This is a genomic window from Robbsia sp. KACC 23696 (genome assembly GCF_039852015.1).
Lineage (GTDB): Bacteria > Pseudomonadota > Gammaproteobacteria > Burkholderiales > Burkholderiaceae > Robbsia.
In genome coordinates this window covers 1,100,498-1,117,342 of the sequence record NZ_CP156626.1, presented here as the reverse complement: position 1 = coordinate 1,117,342, position 16,845 = coordinate 1,100,498, and the positions used below count along the sequence as shown (strand labels likewise).

The window sequence follows — 16,845 nt, the reverse complement described above, 5'->3', positions numbered from 1 at the left end:
AATGCACGGAAACAGGTCCCGAAACACCTTCAGGACCGGCATCGCGCTATCCTGCCGAGCGCACTTTGCGCCTTAAGCGCTCTCTCTTTCTGACGACATGATTTTTCAACGTTCACTGCAGCGTGAACTCGCGGGAACCGCCGGCGCCGTATTCATGGTGCTGGTGACCATCATGCTGACGACGATGGTGATCCGAGTGATCGGGTCCGCCGCCGTCGGCAAGGTCGATCCGCGCGACGTATTGGTATTGATCGGCCTGACGATGGTCGGCTATCTGGCCGTGATGATGATCGTCACGCTGTTCGTCTCGATCCTCGTCGTGCTCACACGCTGGTATCGCGATTCCGAAATGGTGGTCTGGCAAGCGTCCGGCCTGAGCCTGTACGCGCTGATCCGACCGATCGCGACGTTCTCCGCGCCGATCATTATCGCCATCGCGTTTTGCTCCCTGGTGGCATGGCCCTGGGCCAGCAACGAGCAAGCGAAGATCACCGCGCGGTTTCAGCAACGCGACGATATTTCGCTGATCGCCCCCGGTCAATTCCGCGAATCGGCAACGAATCACCGCGTTTTCTTCGTCGAGAAACTCTCGGCCAACCTGGCCAACGTTCAGAACGTCTTTGTCACCAGCACCGAGAACGGCAAATTGTTCGTCGTCGTGTCGAAGCAAGGTCAAATCGAGACCCAACCGAACGGCGACCGCTTCATCGTGCTGGAAAACGGTCGGCGCTATGACGGCGAGCCGGGTAAAGCCAATTTCCGCGTGGTCGAATTCAAGCGCTACGGCGTGAAAATGGATGACAAGCCGACAGTGGAAACGCAGAACACGCGCGGCACACCGTCGATGCAACTGCTGCAGACGCCGACGCGCGATCACCTGGGCGAACTGGCCTGGCGCCTCGGCTTGCCGATGACCGGCATGACGCTGATGCTGCTGGCCATCCCGCTGGCCTACCAAAACCCCCGACGCGGTCGGACCATCAATATGGTGTTCGCGGTCCTCGTCTACCTGACCTATTCAAATCTGCAGAACCTGATGCAGAATTGGATCGAGCAGGGACGGATCCCATTTGTCGTCGGCCTGTTTGCGCTGCATATCATCGTGGCGTGCGCTGCCACCTTCCTATTGTGGCGCCGGATTCAAAACCGCCCGCTTTTCACTCTTCGGCTGCGGCGGGCGAAATAAATGTTGCGTACTTACGAACGATATATCGGCAGACAGGTCTATCTGACCTTCATCTTCATTCTGTTTGCCTTCTCGGGACTGTTCTTCTTCTTTGACTTGATCAGTCAACTTGATTCGGTCGGACACGGGAAGTACAGCTTTGCCTACGCCGTGTTGACGGTGGCGTTACAGCAGCCTTCGCACTTCTACGACATCATCCCGGTCGCGGTGCTGATCAGTGCGATCTACGTGTTCGCGCAAATGGCCGGCTCGTCCGAGTTCACGATCCTGCGCGCGGCCGGCTTGTCGCCGATGCGCGCCCTCGGCACACAGATGAAAATCGGCGTGCCGCTGCTGCTGCTGACGTTCGCGATCGGTGAATACATCGGCCCTTACGCGAATCAGTTGTCGGAGCGCGTGCGACTGGGCGCATTGGGCTCGTCGGTCTCGTCGGACTTCAAGTCCGGGGTCTGGTTGAAAGACACCGTGCCCGGCGCCAACGGCGGCACCGGCGGCACCGGCGGCACCGGCGGCACCGGCGGCACCGGCGGCACGGGCGGCACGAAGGGCGATCAGTCCAGCGTGACCCGCTTCGTCAATGTCGGCAAGCTGAATTCCGATTCGACCATCAGCCAGGTCAAGATCTACGAATTCGACTCGCAATATCGCTTGAACAGCGTGCGCGAGGCAAAGAGCGGCACCTTCGTGCCGCCGAATCAGTGGCGCTTACAGGATGTGACGGAAATGGACCTGAAGCGGCTCACGAACGAGCCGGTGGCGGATCTGACTTCGTTAAATCCGCTGTATCAAGCAACGGAACAATCGAAGCCGGAAATGCTGATGCGCTCGGAGTTGACGCCGCGGATTCTGTCGGTGCTGCTCGTGTCGCCGGACCAGATGTCGATCTACACCTTGTCGTCGTATATCAGCCATTTGCAAGAAAACAGCCAGGACGCGCAACGCTATCTGACGGCGCTGTGGCGGAAGATCTTCTATCCGTTCGCCGTTTTCGTGATGCTGACGCTGGCACTGCCCTTCGCCTATATGCATACCCGCGCGGGCGCGATCGGGATGAAAGTCTTCGGCGGCATTATGCTGGGGATGAGCTTCCAGTTGATCAATACGCTGTTTTCGCATATCGGCAATTTGAATACTTGGCCGGCACCGCTCACCGCGGCCCTGCCCTCGCTGATTTACCTGGCGATGGGCATTGTCAGCCTCAAATGGGTGAATCGACACTGATGGCCACCGGTATCGTCTTGTTCGGGCATGGTGCACGCGATCCGCGTTGGGCGGAGCCGTTCGAGCGCCTGGCGCAAAGGCTGCGCGGCGTGCCGGATGGCCCGGCGGTGTCTTTGGCGTTTCTGGAATTGATGACACCGGATCTGGCCGGTGCGATCGATGCACTTGCCGCCGAGGGCTGCGATACGATCAAGGTCGTGCCGGTATTTTTCGGACAAGGCGCACATCTGCGGCGTGATCTGCCCGCCCTCCTCGATCAATGTCGCCTTGCCCGACCGGATCTAACGATCCTCTGCACGCAAGCGGCGGGAGAGGACGATGCGGTGCTGGATGCGCTAGCGGCCTATGCGCTGCGGGCGTAATCCGCTCACAGTCGTCTTGCAGTGACCAAAGGCGGCACTGTCTTATTATTCGAGAATGGCCTGAAGCCGCGCCAGTGCATCCTCGATTACCTCATCTGGAGCGCGCTCGATCTTACGCGCACCGCGAGCCTCCAAGTCCATCGCGCGAACCCTATTCACCAACACGACGCCTTGTGTTTCCGTACCAGAACCGGAAAGCGGCGCTGCAAAACCGGCAAAACGTGCTGACTCACCGCGTTGACTTGGGCGCAACCAACGCGACGCCTAATGCATTGAACGCAGCGGGGGCTAAGACTAGCGCGGGTCTGAAGTCGCCCTTTTGTTCGTGCCCGTGGGATGGATTCAAGCAGACTCGTACGATATCGCCACGATCGAACTTCGCGCGCTTCGCCGGATTTTCGACAAGATGGGCCGGTAGCGATAAGGAATTTCTTAACCCTGCGCTAGACCTGGCGCTGCCCTCCGGCGCGACATCGGAAGCCAAAAAAGCGCTATTAGTGCGCACGGTGTCGAGCCGAAAACGCCGTAAGTGTGCGGGGCTGCGCGCGTCACGCCGATTCAGGCGGCGTGAACGTCGGGCCCGTGTTCCAGTGCGGCGTCGAGATCCGATGCCGCCGACTGTCCCGCCAGTGTCGATCTCGGGCGGAAAGCCTCCCCGATCAGCAGCGCGCACGGTTGCGCCTTGTCGAACCAGTCGCTTAGCGCGCCGTCAGCGAGCGCCTGAAGACTGACAGTCACGCTGCGCTCCCGAGGCGTCGAACACGCCTCGACCACGACAGCAGGCGTCTCTGGATCCCGCCCCGCCTCGATCAGCTCCAAGGCAATTTCCGGCGCTTGATCCCGCCCCATGTAATACACGAGTGAATCCGCATCGGCGCGGCGTTGAATGTCGTCCGAATCGGCCGCCCGGCTGCGGGTGGCGAGCACGACGCTTCGCGCTACCCCCCGCAAGGTCAGCGAGCGCTTCAGGCTCGCGGCACTCGCGAGTGACGCCGTGACGCCGGGCACGACGTCATAGTCGATGCCCGCTGCCTCCAACGCGCGCATTTCCTCGTCGGCGCGTCCGAAGAGCATCGGATCGCCCCCTTTTAGACGGACGACGATCTGACCGTCAGCCTGCGCCTTCGCCGCATCCACCAACTGCTTGTTGATGAAATGCTGGGCGCTGGAGTGTTTGCCGCAACGCTTTCCCACTGGAATCAAACGGGCATCCGGCGCCAATTCCAGCATGTCGGGTTCGACCAGCGCGTCGTGCAGCACGACTGCCGCGCGGGCGAGCAAGCGCGCGCCACGGACCGTGATCAAGTCGGCCGCGCCAGGCCCCGCACCAATGAGATAAACCTTTGCTGTCATCGTTTGCCCCTCGCGGGGAGTCCCTGCCCGTCTACGTCGACTATCGTTGCCGACGATACGCATTGCCACGCGCACCATCCCTGGCGTCCCGCACGCGGCCTATCGGAAGACCGTGCGACCGCCCACGACGGCAATGATCAGGCGCTGAATTGCCGGATCATGCCCGCCGCAACCGTATGATACGTCGCTTCGTCGATCAACACGAATGCGCCGGTGGCCGGGTTGTTGTCATAGGTGTCGCAGACGACGGGCTTCTGCAAATTCAGCGAAACCGAACCGATATCGTTCATCTTCACGGTCACGGCGGCGCCCGCGCTGTCTTCCGTGGTGTTCAACAACGTGTGCACGTCCAACGTGTGATGGACCGCCGACACGCGCGCGAAGACCGTGGCCGTCGTCTGCTTCAGCAGGTATTTACGCTGCGACGACAGCGGCTCCTCGCCCAGCCAGCAGATATCGGCCACGAGCTTGCGCGCCACGCTCCCGCCGCCCTGAACCTGGGCCGTATCGACCGCCCCTTCCGTCCCCGCCGCCTCGACAAACATATCGCCACGCGATACGTCGACATCGGCGCTCAGACGCACCGTCACGCAATGACCGGCATGCGCTTCAGCCACCGATGCGGTACCGCCCGGCACCGGCGCGATCAACTCGGCAATTTCCGCATCGATGCCGCTGGGCAGTACCTGGATACGCTGTCCCACCTTCAAGCTGCCGGACTCGATGCGCCCCATATAGCCGCGGAAGTCATCTGCCTGCGAGCCGTCCTGACGCGCCACCCATTGCACCGGGAAACGCAGCGCGGCCAGGTTCTGCGCCACCGGCAGCAGTTCCAGCGTCGACAGCAGCGGGCCATCGCCATACCACGGCATCCGCTCGCTCGGCGTCACGACGTTATCGCCCTTCAGCGCCGAGACCGGCACGAAGCGGACATTTTCAAGACCCAGGCGCTGCGCCAATGCGACGTAGGCCTCGCGGATCTTGTCGAACACGCTCTCGCTGTAGTCGACGAGATCCATCTTGTTCACGGCCACGATCACGTGTTTGATGCCGAGCAGCTTGACGATCGCGCTATGGCGTTTCGTCTGCGCCAGCAGCGTCGTCGTGTCGCCTTCGATCGTCACGCGCGTGGCATCAATCAACACGATGGCCGCATGCGCAGTGGATGCACCGGTGACCATATTGCGCGTGTATTGCTCGTGTCCCGGCGTATCGGCAATGATGAATTTGCGACGACCGGTGGCGAAATAACGGTAGGCGACATCGATCGTGATGCCCTGCTCGCGCTCGGCTTCCAAACCGTCCGTCAGCAAGGCGAGATCGATCTCGTCGCCGACAGTGCGCTTGTTCTTCGCCCGTGCCAAGGCGCCGAGCTGATCGCTCAGCACCGCGCGGCTGTCGTACAGCAGCCGTCCGATCAGCGTGCTCTTGCCATCGTCGACACTGCCCGCCGTGATGAAACGCAAGACGCCAAGGTCCGCTACCGGACCGCTGCCGTCGATCGTGCCCGACAGGCCGGTATTCGCCGACACCGCGGCATTGAGAGGTTGTGTGCTCATGATCGGTCCGCCCTGCTCAGAAATAGCCTTGCTTCTTGCGTTGTTCCATTGCCGCCTCGGATGCCTGGTCGTCCATCCGGGTTGCGCCGCGTTCGGTCACATCGGCCACGGCCGTCTCGGCGATGATCGCCTCGACGTCGGTGGCATCGCTGGACACTGGGCAGGTGCAGCTGATATCGCCGACCGTGCGGAAGCGCACCAGCGCCTGCTCCGCGACTTCGCCGTCGCGTGGCGGCGTCAGTCGCGTCACCGGCACCAGCAAGCCGCTACGCCGTACGATTTCGCGCGTGTGAGCGTAGTAGATCGACGGCAGCGCCAGTTGCTCGCGTCCGATGTATTGCCAGATATCCAGTTCGGTCCAATTCGAGATGGGAAACACGCGCAGATGTTCGCCCTGATGCAGACGGGCGTTATACAGGCTCCACAACTCGGGGCGCTGTGCCTTCGGATCCCACTGACCGAATTCGTCGCGGAACGAGAAGATCCGCTCCTTCGCACGCGCCTTCTCTTCGTCGCGACGCGCGCCGCCAATCAAGGCGTCGAACTGATGCTCGGCGATCGTCTCCAGTAACGTCACGGCCTGCGCAGCATTGCGCGAATCGGTTTCGCGACGCAGACGCACGGTCCCGCGACGGATCGAGTCCTCGACATGACCAACGATCAACTCGGCACCCAATTCGGCGACACGCTGGTCGCGGAACGTGATGACTTCGTCGAAGTTGTGACCGGTATCGATGTGCACCAGCGGGAAGGGTAACGTCGTCTTGCGTTGCGGGCCCAGGCCGAAGGCCTTCAGCGCCAGATGCAGGACGACGACCGAATCCTTGCCGCCGGAGAACAGCAGCGCCGGCTTGCGGCATTCCGCCACCATTTCGCGCAGGATATGGATGGATTCGGCTTCGAGCCAATCCAGATGGTCCATGCCGCCCGCCGCCTGCGTGTCGCCGGCCTGCGCCGCCGTACCGTTGGCAGCGGTCTTCAACTCAATAGGGCTGTTCATGTCGCTCATTCACTCCAATCCATATCACTGCTTGCTGTCTGACGTCACGGCGTTCTGATGCAATCCGCATTCCTTCGTATCGCGCGACTCCCACCACCATCGTCCCGCGCGACTATCCTCGCCCACCCGAACCGCGCGCGTGCACGGCTCGCAGCCGATGCTCGGATAACCCCGCGCGTGCAGCGGGTTGACCGGCACATCGAGCTGATCCAGATAAGCCCAGACATCGGCTTCGGTCCAATCCGCCAGCGGGTTGTATTTCGAGATATCGCGTGCACCGTCGTGCTCCCGATGCGGCAGCTCGGTCCGTGTCACCGACTGTTCCCGTCGCTGCCCCGTCACCCACGCGTCGACACCGGCCAGCGCGCGGTTCAGCGGCTCAACCTTGCGCATATCGCAACACGCTTTGCGCAGCGCAACGCTTTCATAGAAGGCATTCAGTCCGTGCGCGTCGACGTATCGTGCCACCGCGTCCGGCTGCGGTTCGAACGTCTCGATCCGATAGCCATAGCGGTTCGCCACCGTATCCAACATGCCGACCGTTTCCGCGTGCAAGCGGCCGGTCTGCAGCGTAAAAATGCCGATATCGACGCGCCGCGAAAGAATCGCGTGCGTCAGCACCATGTCTTCCGCCGCGAGGCTGCTTGCGAGTTTGACGCGATGTCCCGGATGCGCCGCGGCAATGCCGTCCAGACGTGCATCCAGCTCGGTAATCAACGCGTCCAAGGGCTGCGAACGCGGTCCGTCCCGGCGTGGCCCCGACAAAACCGGGCGCATGATCGTGCTGACAGCACTGACCGAGCCGACCTCGGTCTCGGAAGCCGCTACCGCAACAGCCGGATCGGCTGCATCCGCCAACGGCGAACTACGGGTTTCCGTTGCCATCGTCGTCACTCCGTTCAGGACTGCGTTGCCGACGCCGCCGGCGCGCCCTGCCGCTGCACGCGACGGAACAGCGGACGCGGATCGTCAACGGCGCCTTGATAGTGCAAGGTCAACTCGTCGAAGGCGTGCAAGGCATCGTGAATGTCCTTGTCCGCGCGGACCGCGAACGCGTCGATGCCGCAGCGGGACATATAGCCGATCTGGTCACGCAACACATCGCCGATCGCGCGAATCTCGCCCTTCCAGCCGTAGCGCTCGCGCAGCAAACGCGCGATGCTGATACCGCGACCGTCCTTGAAAGCCGGGAAATCGACGGCCAATACCGTCACCGAATCGATATCGTCCAGCAACGATGCCGGCTCATCGGTGGGCGCCAGCCAGATACCCAGATCGGCTTTGCTCCGCGACGCGGTCAGCGCGTCACGGTTCGCGCTCCAATACGTGAACGGCACGATGATGGCGCCATGCGGCAGGTCCTGCGGCTCGGGGAGTTGCCCCTCCGCATTCGCGCGCACGGTATGCCAACGGTCTTCCACGACTTCGCGGTTCTTGATGATCAATGCCATGGTGCTGGTTTCCTCTCAGGCGTTGGCCTTCGGCCGCGATGCGTAGACGTGTTCCTTGAACGGTGCGACGCCCACCCGCGCATAGGTTTCGCTGAAGCGCTCTTCGCCGTCGCGATGCTTTACAAAGGTATCGATGATGCGCGACACGACATCCGGCACCTCTTCGGCCGAGAACGACGGTCCGATCACACGCCCAATCTGCGCGGCGTTCCCCTGCTCGCCGCCCAGCGACACCTGGTACCACTCGCTGCCATCCTTATCGACGCCGAGAATGCCGATATTGCCGATATGGTGATGTCCGCACGAGTTGATGCAACCTGAAATATTCAGCGTCACGTCGCCGAGGTCGTACACGTAGTCGAGATCGTCGAAGCGACGTTGAATCGCTTCCGCAATCGGGATCGACTTCGCGTTGGCCAGCGAGCAGAAATCGCCGCCCGGGCAGGCGATGATATCGGTCAACAGCCCGATATTCGGCGTGGCGAAGCCTTGCGCCCGTGCCAATTGCCAGAGCGCGTGCAGCTCCGACTGTTTCACGTCGGCCAGCACCAGGTTCTGCTCGTGCGTCACGCGAAGCTCGCCAAAGCTGAAGCGATCGGCCCAATCGGCGACGGCTTCCATCTGGACATCGGTCGCGTCGCCCGGAGGCGCGTTGTGCGGCTTCAACGACAGCGTGACACTCGCATAACCCGGTTGACGGTGCGCGCGCACATTGCGCTCCGCCCAACGTGCGAAAGCGCGATCGTCGCGGAGTTGCTGCTCGTAATCAGGATTGATTGCGGGCAGCGTCTCATATTGCGGCGGCACGAAGAAAGACGCGACGCGGTCGCGCTCTTCCACGGTGAACGTCGCCGGACCGTTCTTCAGATGGACCCACTCTTCCTCAACCTGCTCCGAAAACTGCTCAGCGCCCAATGCCTTGACCAGAATCTTGATCCGCGCCTTATAGATATTGTCGCGACGGCCATAGCGGTTATACACACGCAGCGCCGCCTCGCAATACGAGGCCAGATGTTGCCACGGCAAGTCACGTTTGATCACACTGCCGAGGATCGGCGTACGGCCCATGCCGCCACCGGCCAAAACGTCGGCGATGACGTCGCCATTCGCGTCGCGCTTCAGGTGGATGGCGATGTCGTGCAGCAAGGTCGCCGCGCGATCTTCCGTGGCACCATTGATCGCGATCTTGAATTTCCGCGGCAGCCAGGCAAATTCCGGGTGGAAGGTGGACCATTGGCGCATCAATTCGCAATACGGGCGCGGATCGACGATTTCGTCAGGCGCCACACCGGCGAATTGATCGGTCGAAATATTGCGGATGCAATTCCCCGACGTCTGAATGCCGTGCATCTCGACCGACGCGAGCTTGCGCAGAATCTCCGGCGTTTCTTCGAGCTTGATCCAGTTGTACTGGATATTGGTACGCGTCGAGAAATGGCCATACCCGCGGTCGTGCTCGCGCGCGATATGTCCCAGCATGCGCATCTGGGCGCTCGACAGGTTTCCGTAAGGAATGGCGACGCGCAGCATATAGGCGTGCCGTTGCATGTAGAGGCCATTCTGCAGCCGCAATGGCTTGAACTCTTCCTCATCCAGTTCGCCGCTCAGGCGACGACGCACCTGGTCGGCGTACTGCACCACGCGTTCGTCAACGATTTGCTGATCGTACTGGTCGTATTGGTACATAGGGGACTCGCGTATCTTGCCACTCTTCGCCATGCCGCTAGCCGCGATTCGGCCGATTCGGGCCGCTCAGCATTTGTGGCGTAAGCGTCTCACGCGCGCCGCCACAACGCAGCAGTGCCCGGGAACGGTGGCATTGGGACTGGAAATCGTAATAAACTCGCCTTATATTTCAAACGACTAAAAAATTACACCGTTATGCCGCAGGGTTATTAGCGCCGACGCGCCCGTGTTCCGGACCTGTGACGCTGCCCCGATCGGCCACGATGGCTTTTATGCCGAGGAAATAAAAGGGCTAACCCGTATTATCGCAGGGTTGCTCGACGGCATCGGGAGAGGTACCGCACGCCGCGACGGTGACATTGACCGTGCCAGTCGGTCCAATCGATCATTGAACACGCAGACGCGGTTCCCAGCGGCGCGGCGATGACGAACTAGTTGAAACAAGACCAGAGGCCTGCCCGGCCTCGGCCGCTTCGGGACTTGCTGCTTATTATGAACCTGCACCAATTTCGCTTCGTTCGCGAGGCCGTGCGTCAGAACTTCAACCTCACCGAGGCGGCGAAGGCCCTGTTTACGTCGCAACCGGGCGTCTCCAAGGCAATCATCGAACTGGAGGAAGAGCTCGGGGTCGAAATTTTTCGGCGACACGGCAAGCGGGTGCGCTCGCTGACCGAGCCTGGCCGGCTGATTCTGGCGTCCGTCGAGCGGATTCTCCAGGAAGTGGAAAGTCTGAAACGGGTCGGCAGTGAGTTTGCCGCGCAAGATCAGGGGAATCTGACCATTGCCGCGACGCACACGCAGGCGCGCTATGCGCTGCCGGCTGCGGTCGCCGAATTCCGTCGGCGTTTTCCGAAAGTCCATCTGTCGATACTGCAGGGCAATCCGACGCAGGTCGCGGAGATGGTATTACGCGATCAGGCGGATCTGGCCGTCGCGACCGAGGCCATTGCCGACTATCCGGGACTGACATCGGTACCCTGCTTCCAATGGATGCACGTCGCGATCGTCACGCATGACCATCCGCTGGCGTCGCGGGGCGAACTGTCCCTAGAGGATCTGGTGCGATATCCATTGATTACGTACGGCTCCGCGTTCGCGGGACGCACGAAGATCGACCAAGCTTTCGAGCGGCGCGGATTGAAGCCGGACATCGTGCTCGAAGCGATCGACTCGGACGTGATCAAGACCTATGTCGAATTGGGACTGGGCGTCGGCATCATGTCGGATATGGCGTATCAGGCAGACCGCGACAAGTCCTTGAAGGCGATGCCGGTGGGGCATCTGTTCGGCTCGAACGTCACGCGGATCGCACTGAAGCAAGGGGCTTATCTGCGCAGCTATATTTATACGCTGGTGGAACTGCTGTCGCCGCAGACCGACCGCAAACTGCTGGATCAAGCCTTGCGTGGCAGCGATGGCGAGCGATATGAACTGTAGTCCACGGTGACAGTAAAATTTTGATGAAGAGTGCTTGCCTACTTCAAAATTTTCCGCCATAATCCCGCTTCTTGTTTGTCTCGGTGTGTGCTTTAGGGCATGTTTTTCCTGGCAGCGATGTGCTTTGTTGCCGCGATTCACCGAGCCGCAAACGGCCCGGGTGGTGAAATTGGTAGACGCAGGGGACTCAAAATCCCCCGCCGCAAGGCGTGCCGGTTCGATTCCGGCCCCGGGCACCAACGGGATTCAGTGAACTCCGGTTCACTTAAAAAGGCCTGCTCTTCGGAGCAAGCCTTTTTTCGTTCTGGGGCATAGCGCGAAAGTGCTGATTGATAGCCTTCAGGGCGCCTACCGTTTGGGCACTTGACAGCCCGACTCTCAGGATTATGATGGCTTGATAACCGTACGGAGACATCCGTGAGACCATCAGTCGCACTGAACACCCACCGCGCCAGAATTCGTCAGATCGTCGCTGCGAACAAGGCCAGCAACCCTCGCATTTTTGGATCGGTTGCTCGTGGCGATGACAGGGAAGGAAGCGACATCGACATTCTTGTTGATGCGCTTCCAGGCGCGACGTTATTCGATCTCGGCGGCATTCAATATGAACTGGAAGAACTGCTGGGTGTCGGTGTCGACCTTTTGACGCCAAACGATATTTCGGTGAAGTTCCGGGCTGCAATATTGGATGCAGCGGTACCGGTATGAACGCAAAGCAGCGCGCCCTCCGCCTTGCAGATTACCTCGAACATATGTTGGAGGCATCGCATTTGGCCCGCGCCTATATCGCGGACATCGATAAGACGAGATTCCTTGAGACTCGAATGATCCAGCAGGCGGTGTTGATGAACCTTGTCATCATCGGTGAAAGCGCCACCCAAATTCGAAACGAGTTTCCTGCCTTTCTTGAAGCGAACCCCGATTCAGCATTGCCTTGGAAAAATATCATCGGCATGCGTAACCGAATGATTCACGGATACTTCGACACCGACTTGGAAATTGTCTGGAACACGGTAAAGACACACTTGCCGACGCTCGAAATACAGCTAGCAAAACTAGCCGCTGCCGCAGAACGTCAGCAAGGACCCGACGCCTGATAGGAAAACGCAGTGGGTAGACGCAGGGGACTAAAAATCCCCCGCCGCAAGGCGTGCCGGTTCGATTCCGGCCCCGGGCACCAACGGGATTCAGTGAACTCCGGTTCACTTAAAAAGGCCTGCTCTTCGGAGCAGGCCTTTTTTCGTTCTGGGGCATAGCGCGAAATTGCTGATGTGCGCGAGCGGCACGCGCGGCGCAGCAGCATGCGTCAATGCCCCTCGTACTTGCGATCGCCCTTATACCAATCGCCCTGGCTATTCTGCTTCCAATCCGGCGATTGCGCCGAGCCCCGGGCGCCGGATCCACTGCGCGATTCATCGATGCTGAACGCCTTGCTCATATCGACGGTGAAGTCATTACCGTACACAGTGCTATGCAGCTCGACCGTGTCCCGATCCCAATTCACATCCTTCAGCTCGCCCTGCTCGATCGTGTGATTGATCGCATTGCCCCAGCGGCCATAGATCATCAGATACTTGCCTTTCGGGATATGCGTCAGTTGCTCTTTTAGATCCTGATTCATCATTACGCTCCTCGACGTTCAGCGTGAGCACGACAAGGTCATGCATCACGACTGCGAGACCCTAGGCTAGGCCTGCGACGTGCACGCGAATATCAAGGCATTCACCGAGCTTGCGAGGTATGCACCGTGCGTCGGAGATGGCGCTAGCCAGGCTTTGTTGAGCGAGGAGCAATGCTCACTCCCAACGTCAAAAAAGAAGAAAGCGCGTAGGCGGAACGGTGATGTATTGAAACACGCCCCGTACAAGAGACACGACTAATCGCCCTGCGTCCACCTATCCAGCTGTTTGATGCGGACATTCGTCCGATCGATCTTGCAAGTCAGATACACCGCGTCTCGAAGCGTCCCTCCGATATTCAACATGTACTGCCCCTTGCAATCGCTATCGCGAAACGCCACCCAATTACGCTGCGCGTCAATTAACGAAGCCCGCACGGCTGGGTAATCGGCGTCATCGCTTTTCGGTCCCGCAAGCTGCTTCATGAGCTTTTGGTAGCTGAGATTCAGCTTCTTATCCGCCGCCGCGAACTCCCTCGACAAGCGCTGGTTCATACACATCGTGGTCTCGTCGTCAGCCGGGCAACTCTGAGCCGATGCGAATGGGGATACGAAGGCGCCCGCGACCAACGGCAGGCTCAGCAGCATGAGACGCAAAGAGATGCTTCGTGACAAGACGCGCGACATGGCTTTTCCTTAAAGGAGGGAAATAAACCGCGCCCCAGAAACGATCCCGCCGAGGCGTCGGCCAAGACGCGCGGTCAGCCCGGATTGTAATACGCGCCGCACACCGACCACCTTACCTCGCCTCAGCCCAAGAATCGGCGCATCACCGCGGCCACGGCCTCAGGTTGCTCTTCCGGCAAAAAGTGCCCGCAGTGCGAAATCGTTTCGCCCTGCACGTTTTCGGCAAATGCACGAAGCGGGCCGGCCATGTCCGGAATCGATCCTTGGTCGGCGCTCAACGCCAGCAACGGCATGCGCAACTTGCCCTTTGCGACAAACGCCCGGTTCTGACGCGCAGACTCCCCGGCGGCACGGTAGTAACCCAGCCCCGCCCGCAGCGCGCCCATGCGCGTGAACGTACGGAGGTACTCATCGACATCGGCCTCGGAGAAGCATGCCGGATTGGCCGCCTTGCGCCGCAAGAACCAATCGAGGTAGACGCGCTCCTTGCCGCCGATCAGCAACTCAGGCAAATCCGGCACGACATGAAACGAGAAATGCCACGTGCGCCACGCCCGATCCGGCGCCGTCGGCAGCATATCGGGCAAGGTCACGCCAGGGATGCCGGCATCCATCACGACGAGGCGCTGCACTTCATCGCCATGCATCGCCGCGTACGGATACGCGACCCACGCCCCGACGTCGTGCGCCGCGAGATGGTAGCGCTTCACCTCCAGTTGGCCGAGCAAGCCGTGAATCGTCGTCGCCAGAGAGGTGGTGTCATAGCCATCCATCGGGCAATCCGAATCGCCCTGGCCCGGAAGGTCGGGCGCGATCACGCGATAATGCGCCGCGAGCAGCGGCATCACTTTCCGCCACGCGTACCAGCTCTCAGGAAATCCGGCGAGCAGCACCAACGCGTCACCATCGCGTTTGCCGCCCTCCACGTAATGCAATCGCACACCATTCACCGTCTCAAAACGATGAACGAAACCAGCGAGCGCGGGATCCGGGCGCGACGCTGGCGCCGTAGCGTTCGCAAGACCACCAATCGAAATCGAATGCATACCCTCTCCTTTCTGGGACGCCTCCCGAAGCGAAAACGCGGAAGACGTTTAATTTGGAAATTTTAATTTCCAAATTAGGTAAAAAAATCAGCGCAGCAGCCGCAGTGTTTCGTCGACGACCGCACGCATCTCGTCGCGCGATTGGCCAAACTTTCCAATTGCCCGAAACCCTTGCAACATCGCCAAAAGCGCACGTGCACTGGCGTCTGCCTTCACATCCTGCGCAATGGATCCGTCCTTCTGTCCTTCCCGCACCAGACGTCGCAGCAGATCCTCGGTGCGCCGCATCGACGCTGCGATTTTTTGGGCTACTTCCTCATCGAAGCTGGCCAGCGTCATCGCACACGACAACACGAGGCATCCCTGACGCCCCTCGGTACCGAACGATACGTCCGCGTAGACCTGGAGGACCGCACGGATCCGGTCTCGCCCCGTCGATTCCGCACCGAGCCCCGCCTGGATCTTGGCATGCCGCATCTCGACGTAGCGATCGAACGCTGCAATAAAGACGCCCCGCTTATCCCCGAAAGCCTTGTACAAACTCCCTGCGGTCAGTCCCGTAGCGGCGCTCAAATCCCCTACCGAGGTCGCGTGATAGCCCCGCTCGCGAAAAATCCGGATCGCGCCATCGACGACGGCACTCATCTCGAATTCACGCGGGCGGCCTGGGCCACGTGCCTCAGCGGCAGGATGTTTTTCGTATTTCATGGCAGCATTATAGGAAACGTTCATTTCCAAATCAAGCTCGGCGCGCCGCGCTTTACGCCAGGCATTCGATCGCCCGTCGTTGCCTAGAGCACCTTGCCCGGATTCATCAGTTGATCCGGGTCGAGTGCACGCTTGATCGCGAGCATCAGATCCGTCTCCACGGCCGACTTGTAACGCCGCAGTTCATCGCGCCGCAATAGGCCCACGCCATGTTCGGCGCTGATGCTGCCGCGATAGGCGATCGCGAGGTCATGTATTTTGAGATTAACTTCGCGCGTCAGGCGTTCGCGTTCGTCATCGCACAGGTCATGCGGCAGCAGCACATTGTAATGAAGATTGCCATCGCCGATATGACCGAAATTCAACACCGGCAACTGCGGAAAGTGCGCGGCGACGAGCGCATCCGCCGCATCGATAAACGGCGCGATCTGCGCAATCGGCAGCGCAATGTCATGCTTCAACGGATTGCCTTCCCGCAGTTGCGCTTGCGACACCCCTTCGCGAATTTTCCACATGGCTTGCCGCTGCCTGTCGTTCACGGCGATCACCGCGTCGTGGGCGAGGCCGCTTTCGAGCGCTTTCGCCAAGGCCTCCTCCAGCAGGACGGGCGGCGTCTCGCGCTGCGCATCGGCGATCTCGACCAGCACGTAATAAGGATGGACATCGCCGAGCGGGCGCTGCGTATCGGCGACATGTCGCAGAATGACGGACAAACCGAATTCGGACATCATCTCGAACGCGATGATGCGCTCGCCGCAGATCGATTGCATCATCGACAGCAGCTGCACCGCATCCCCGTGGCTCGGCACGCCGACCCATGCCGTCGCCCGCCCATGTTGTGCCGGAAACAATTTCACGACGGCGCGCGTGATGATGCCCAGCGTGCCTTCGGAACCGATAAACAGGTCGCGCAGATCATAGCCGCTGTTATCTTTGCGTAAGGCGCGCAAGCCATCCCAGACCCGGCCATCGGGAAGCACCACCTCGACGCCGAGCGTCAAATCGCGCGTATTGCCATAGCGTAAAACGGCGATACCGCCGGCATTGGTCGCCAGGTTTCCGCCAATCGTGCAACTGCCTTCGGCGCCAAGGCTCAGCGGAAAGAAACGGTCGGCATCGGCGGCCGCCTGCTGCACCTGCTGCAGGATGACGCCCGCTTCCACCGTCATCGTGTTGCTGACGACATCCACGTCGAGGATGCGGTTCATCCGGTTCAAGCTCAAGACGATCTGACCGCCCTGCTTGTCCGGAATCCCGGCGCCCGTCATCCCGGTATTCCCGCCCTGCGGCACCACCGGCGTGCGCGTTTCGTGACAGATGCGCATCACGGCCGCCACTTCGTCGGTCGACGCCGGCCGGACGACAACCGGTGTCGTTCCCGACCATTTCCGCGGCCAGTCCGTCAAATACGTGGCCTGCCCCGGCGCATCGAGGATCAGACCCGCATCGCCTACCGCACCACGCAGCCTTCCGATCAAATTGCTGTGCATACGTCATACCGCGTCGCGTTATCGATGCCGGCAGTGTAGAC

At 60.6% G+C, this 16,845-nt stretch carries 17 protein-coding genes, 1 tRNA gene and 1 pseudogene; 7 read left to right on the top strand and 12 right to left on the bottom strand.

The genetic code is table 11. The annotated features are described in order from the left end of the window. The first annotated feature begins 97 nt into the window (after positions 1-97). Genes lptF through ABEG21_RS04605 form a run of 3 tightly spaced genes read left to right on the top strand, consistent with a single transcriptional unit; the run spans position 98 to position 2,769 of the window. Positions 98-1,186 carry an LPS export ABC transporter permease LptF gene (gene lptF / locus ABEG21_RS04615; RefSeq protein WP_347556084.1) on the top strand — a complete coding sequence of 363 codons (1,089 nt, stop codon included), beginning with the start codon at positions 98-100 and terminating at the stop codon, positions 1,184-1,186. A gap of 3 nt (positions 1,187-1,189) precedes the next feature. Further along, complete coding sequence (gene lptG, locus ABEG21_RS04610; RefSeq protein WP_347556625.1) at positions 1,190-2,407, top strand: LPS export ABC transporter permease LptG; 1,218 nt, start codon at positions 1,190-1,192, stop codon at positions 2,405-2,407. Continuing rightward, positions 2,404-2,769 (top strand): CbiX/SirB N-terminal domain-containing protein, encoded by a 366-nt coding sequence (locus tag ABEG21_RS04605; protein WP_347556624.1) that lies wholly within the window; start codon positions 2,404-2,406, stop codon positions 2,767-2,769. The genes lptG and ABEG21_RS04605 overlap by 4 nt, the downstream gene beginning before the upstream one ends. Positions 2,770-2,814: 45 nt before the next feature. Here ABEG21_RS04605 and ABEG21_RS04600 read toward each other — a convergent pair. The 7 genes and pseudogenes from ABEG21_RS04600 to ABEG21_RS04570 all read right to left on the bottom strand — a co-directional run bounded on the left by ABEG21_RS04600 (position 2,815) and on the right by ABEG21_RS04570 (position 9,818). After that, a pseudogene (locus ABEG21_RS04600) lies at positions 2,815-3,130 on the bottom strand (type II toxin-antitoxin system ChpB family toxin). A 197-nt stretch (positions 3,131-3,327) separates the two neighbouring features. Next, complete coding sequence (cobA, locus tag ABEG21_RS04595; protein ID WP_347556083.1) at positions 3,328-4,122, bottom strand: uroporphyrinogen-III C-methyltransferase; 795 nt, start codon at positions 4,120-4,122, stop codon at positions 3,328-3,330. Between the two features lie 137 nt (positions 4,123-4,259). Continuing rightward, positions 4,260-5,681, bottom strand: coding sequence for a GTP-binding protein (locus ABEG21_RS04590; protein WP_347556082.1), 1,422 nt, complete (start codon positions 5,679-5,681; stop codon positions 4,260-4,262). Between the two features lie 16 nt (positions 5,682-5,697). Further along, positions 5,698-6,681: a sulfate adenylyltransferase subunit CysD gene (gene cysD / locus ABEG21_RS04585; RefSeq protein WP_347556081.1), complete on the bottom strand. Its 984-nt coding sequence runs from the start codon at positions 6,679-6,681 to the stop codon at positions 5,698-5,700. Positions 6,682-6,705: 24 nt separating this feature from the next. Further along, positions 6,706-7,566 (bottom strand): phosphoadenylyl-sulfate reductase, encoded by an 861-nt coding sequence (locus ABEG21_RS04580; protein ID WP_347556080.1) that lies wholly within the window; start codon positions 7,564-7,566, stop codon positions 6,706-6,708. A gap of 14 nt (positions 7,567-7,580) precedes the next feature. Beyond that, positions 7,581-8,132 (bottom strand): DUF934 domain-containing protein, encoded by a 552-nt coding sequence (locus tag ABEG21_RS04575; RefSeq protein ID WP_347556079.1) that lies wholly within the window; start codon positions 8,130-8,132, stop codon positions 7,581-7,583. A gap of 15 nt (positions 8,133-8,147) precedes the next feature. Further along, positions 8,148-9,818 carry a nitrite/sulfite reductase gene (locus ABEG21_RS04570; RefSeq protein WP_347556078.1) on the bottom strand — a complete coding sequence of 557 codons (1,671 nt, stop codon included), beginning with the start codon at positions 9,816-9,818 and terminating at the stop codon, positions 8,148-8,150. Positions 9,819-10,310: 492 nt separating this feature from the next. Here ABEG21_RS04570 and ABEG21_RS04565 point away from each other — a divergent pair, with 492 nt between their 5' ends. The 4 genes from ABEG21_RS04565 to ABEG21_RS04550 all read left to right on the top strand — a co-directional run bounded on the left by ABEG21_RS04565 (position 10,311) and on the right by ABEG21_RS04550 (position 12,352). After that, positions 10,311-11,255, top strand: coding sequence for a CysB family HTH-type transcriptional regulator (locus ABEG21_RS04565; RefSeq protein ID WP_347556077.1), 945 nt, complete (start codon positions 10,311-10,313; stop codon positions 11,253-11,255). A 154-nt stretch (positions 11,256-11,409) separates the two neighbouring features. Then, positions 11,410-11,494, top strand: a tRNA-Leu gene (locus tag ABEG21_RS04560). A gap of 178 nt (positions 11,495-11,672) precedes the next feature. Then, complete coding sequence (locus ABEG21_RS04555; protein ID WP_347556076.1) at positions 11,673-11,963, top strand: nucleotidyltransferase family protein; 291 nt, start codon at positions 11,673-11,675, stop codon at positions 11,961-11,963. Beyond that, on the top strand, positions 11,960-12,352 hold the full coding sequence (locus tag ABEG21_RS04550) for a DUF86 domain-containing protein (protein WP_347556075.1): 393 nt from the start codon (positions 11,960-11,962) through the stop codon (positions 12,350-12,352). The genes ABEG21_RS04555 and ABEG21_RS04550 overlap by 4 nt, the downstream gene beginning before the upstream one ends. A 209-nt stretch (positions 12,353-12,561) precedes the next feature. Here the strand turns inward: ABEG21_RS04550 and ABEG21_RS04545 are convergent, their stop codons facing one another. The 5 genes from ABEG21_RS04545 to ABEG21_RS04525 form a co-directional block, all read right to left on the bottom strand. After that, entirely contained in the window at positions 12,562-12,879 is a 318-nt protein-coding gene (locus ABEG21_RS04545) for a hypothetical protein (RefSeq protein ID WP_347556074.1), read from the bottom strand. 252 nt (positions 12,880-13,131) lie between these two features. Then, entirely contained in the window at positions 13,132-13,560 is a 429-nt protein-coding gene (locus ABEG21_RS04540; RefSeq protein WP_347556073.1) for a lysozyme inhibitor LprI family protein, read from the bottom strand. A 122-nt stretch (positions 13,561-13,682) separates the two neighbouring features. After that, positions 13,683-14,606, bottom strand: coding sequence for an alpha/beta hydrolase (locus tag ABEG21_RS04535; protein WP_347556072.1), 924 nt, complete (start codon positions 14,604-14,606; stop codon positions 13,683-13,685). Between the two features lie 87 nt (positions 14,607-14,693). Further along, a complete protein-coding gene (locus ABEG21_RS04530; RefSeq protein ID WP_347556071.1) occupies positions 14,694-15,338 on the bottom strand; it encodes a TetR/AcrR family transcriptional regulator in 645 nt (214 codons plus the stop codon). Positions 15,339-15,397: 59 nt separating this feature from the next. After that, on the bottom strand, positions 15,398-16,804 hold the full coding sequence (locus ABEG21_RS04525) for an FAD-binding oxidoreductase (protein ID WP_347556070.1): 1,407 nt from the start codon (positions 16,802-16,804) through the stop codon (positions 15,398-15,400). Positions 16,805-16,845 lie beyond the last annotated feature (41 nt).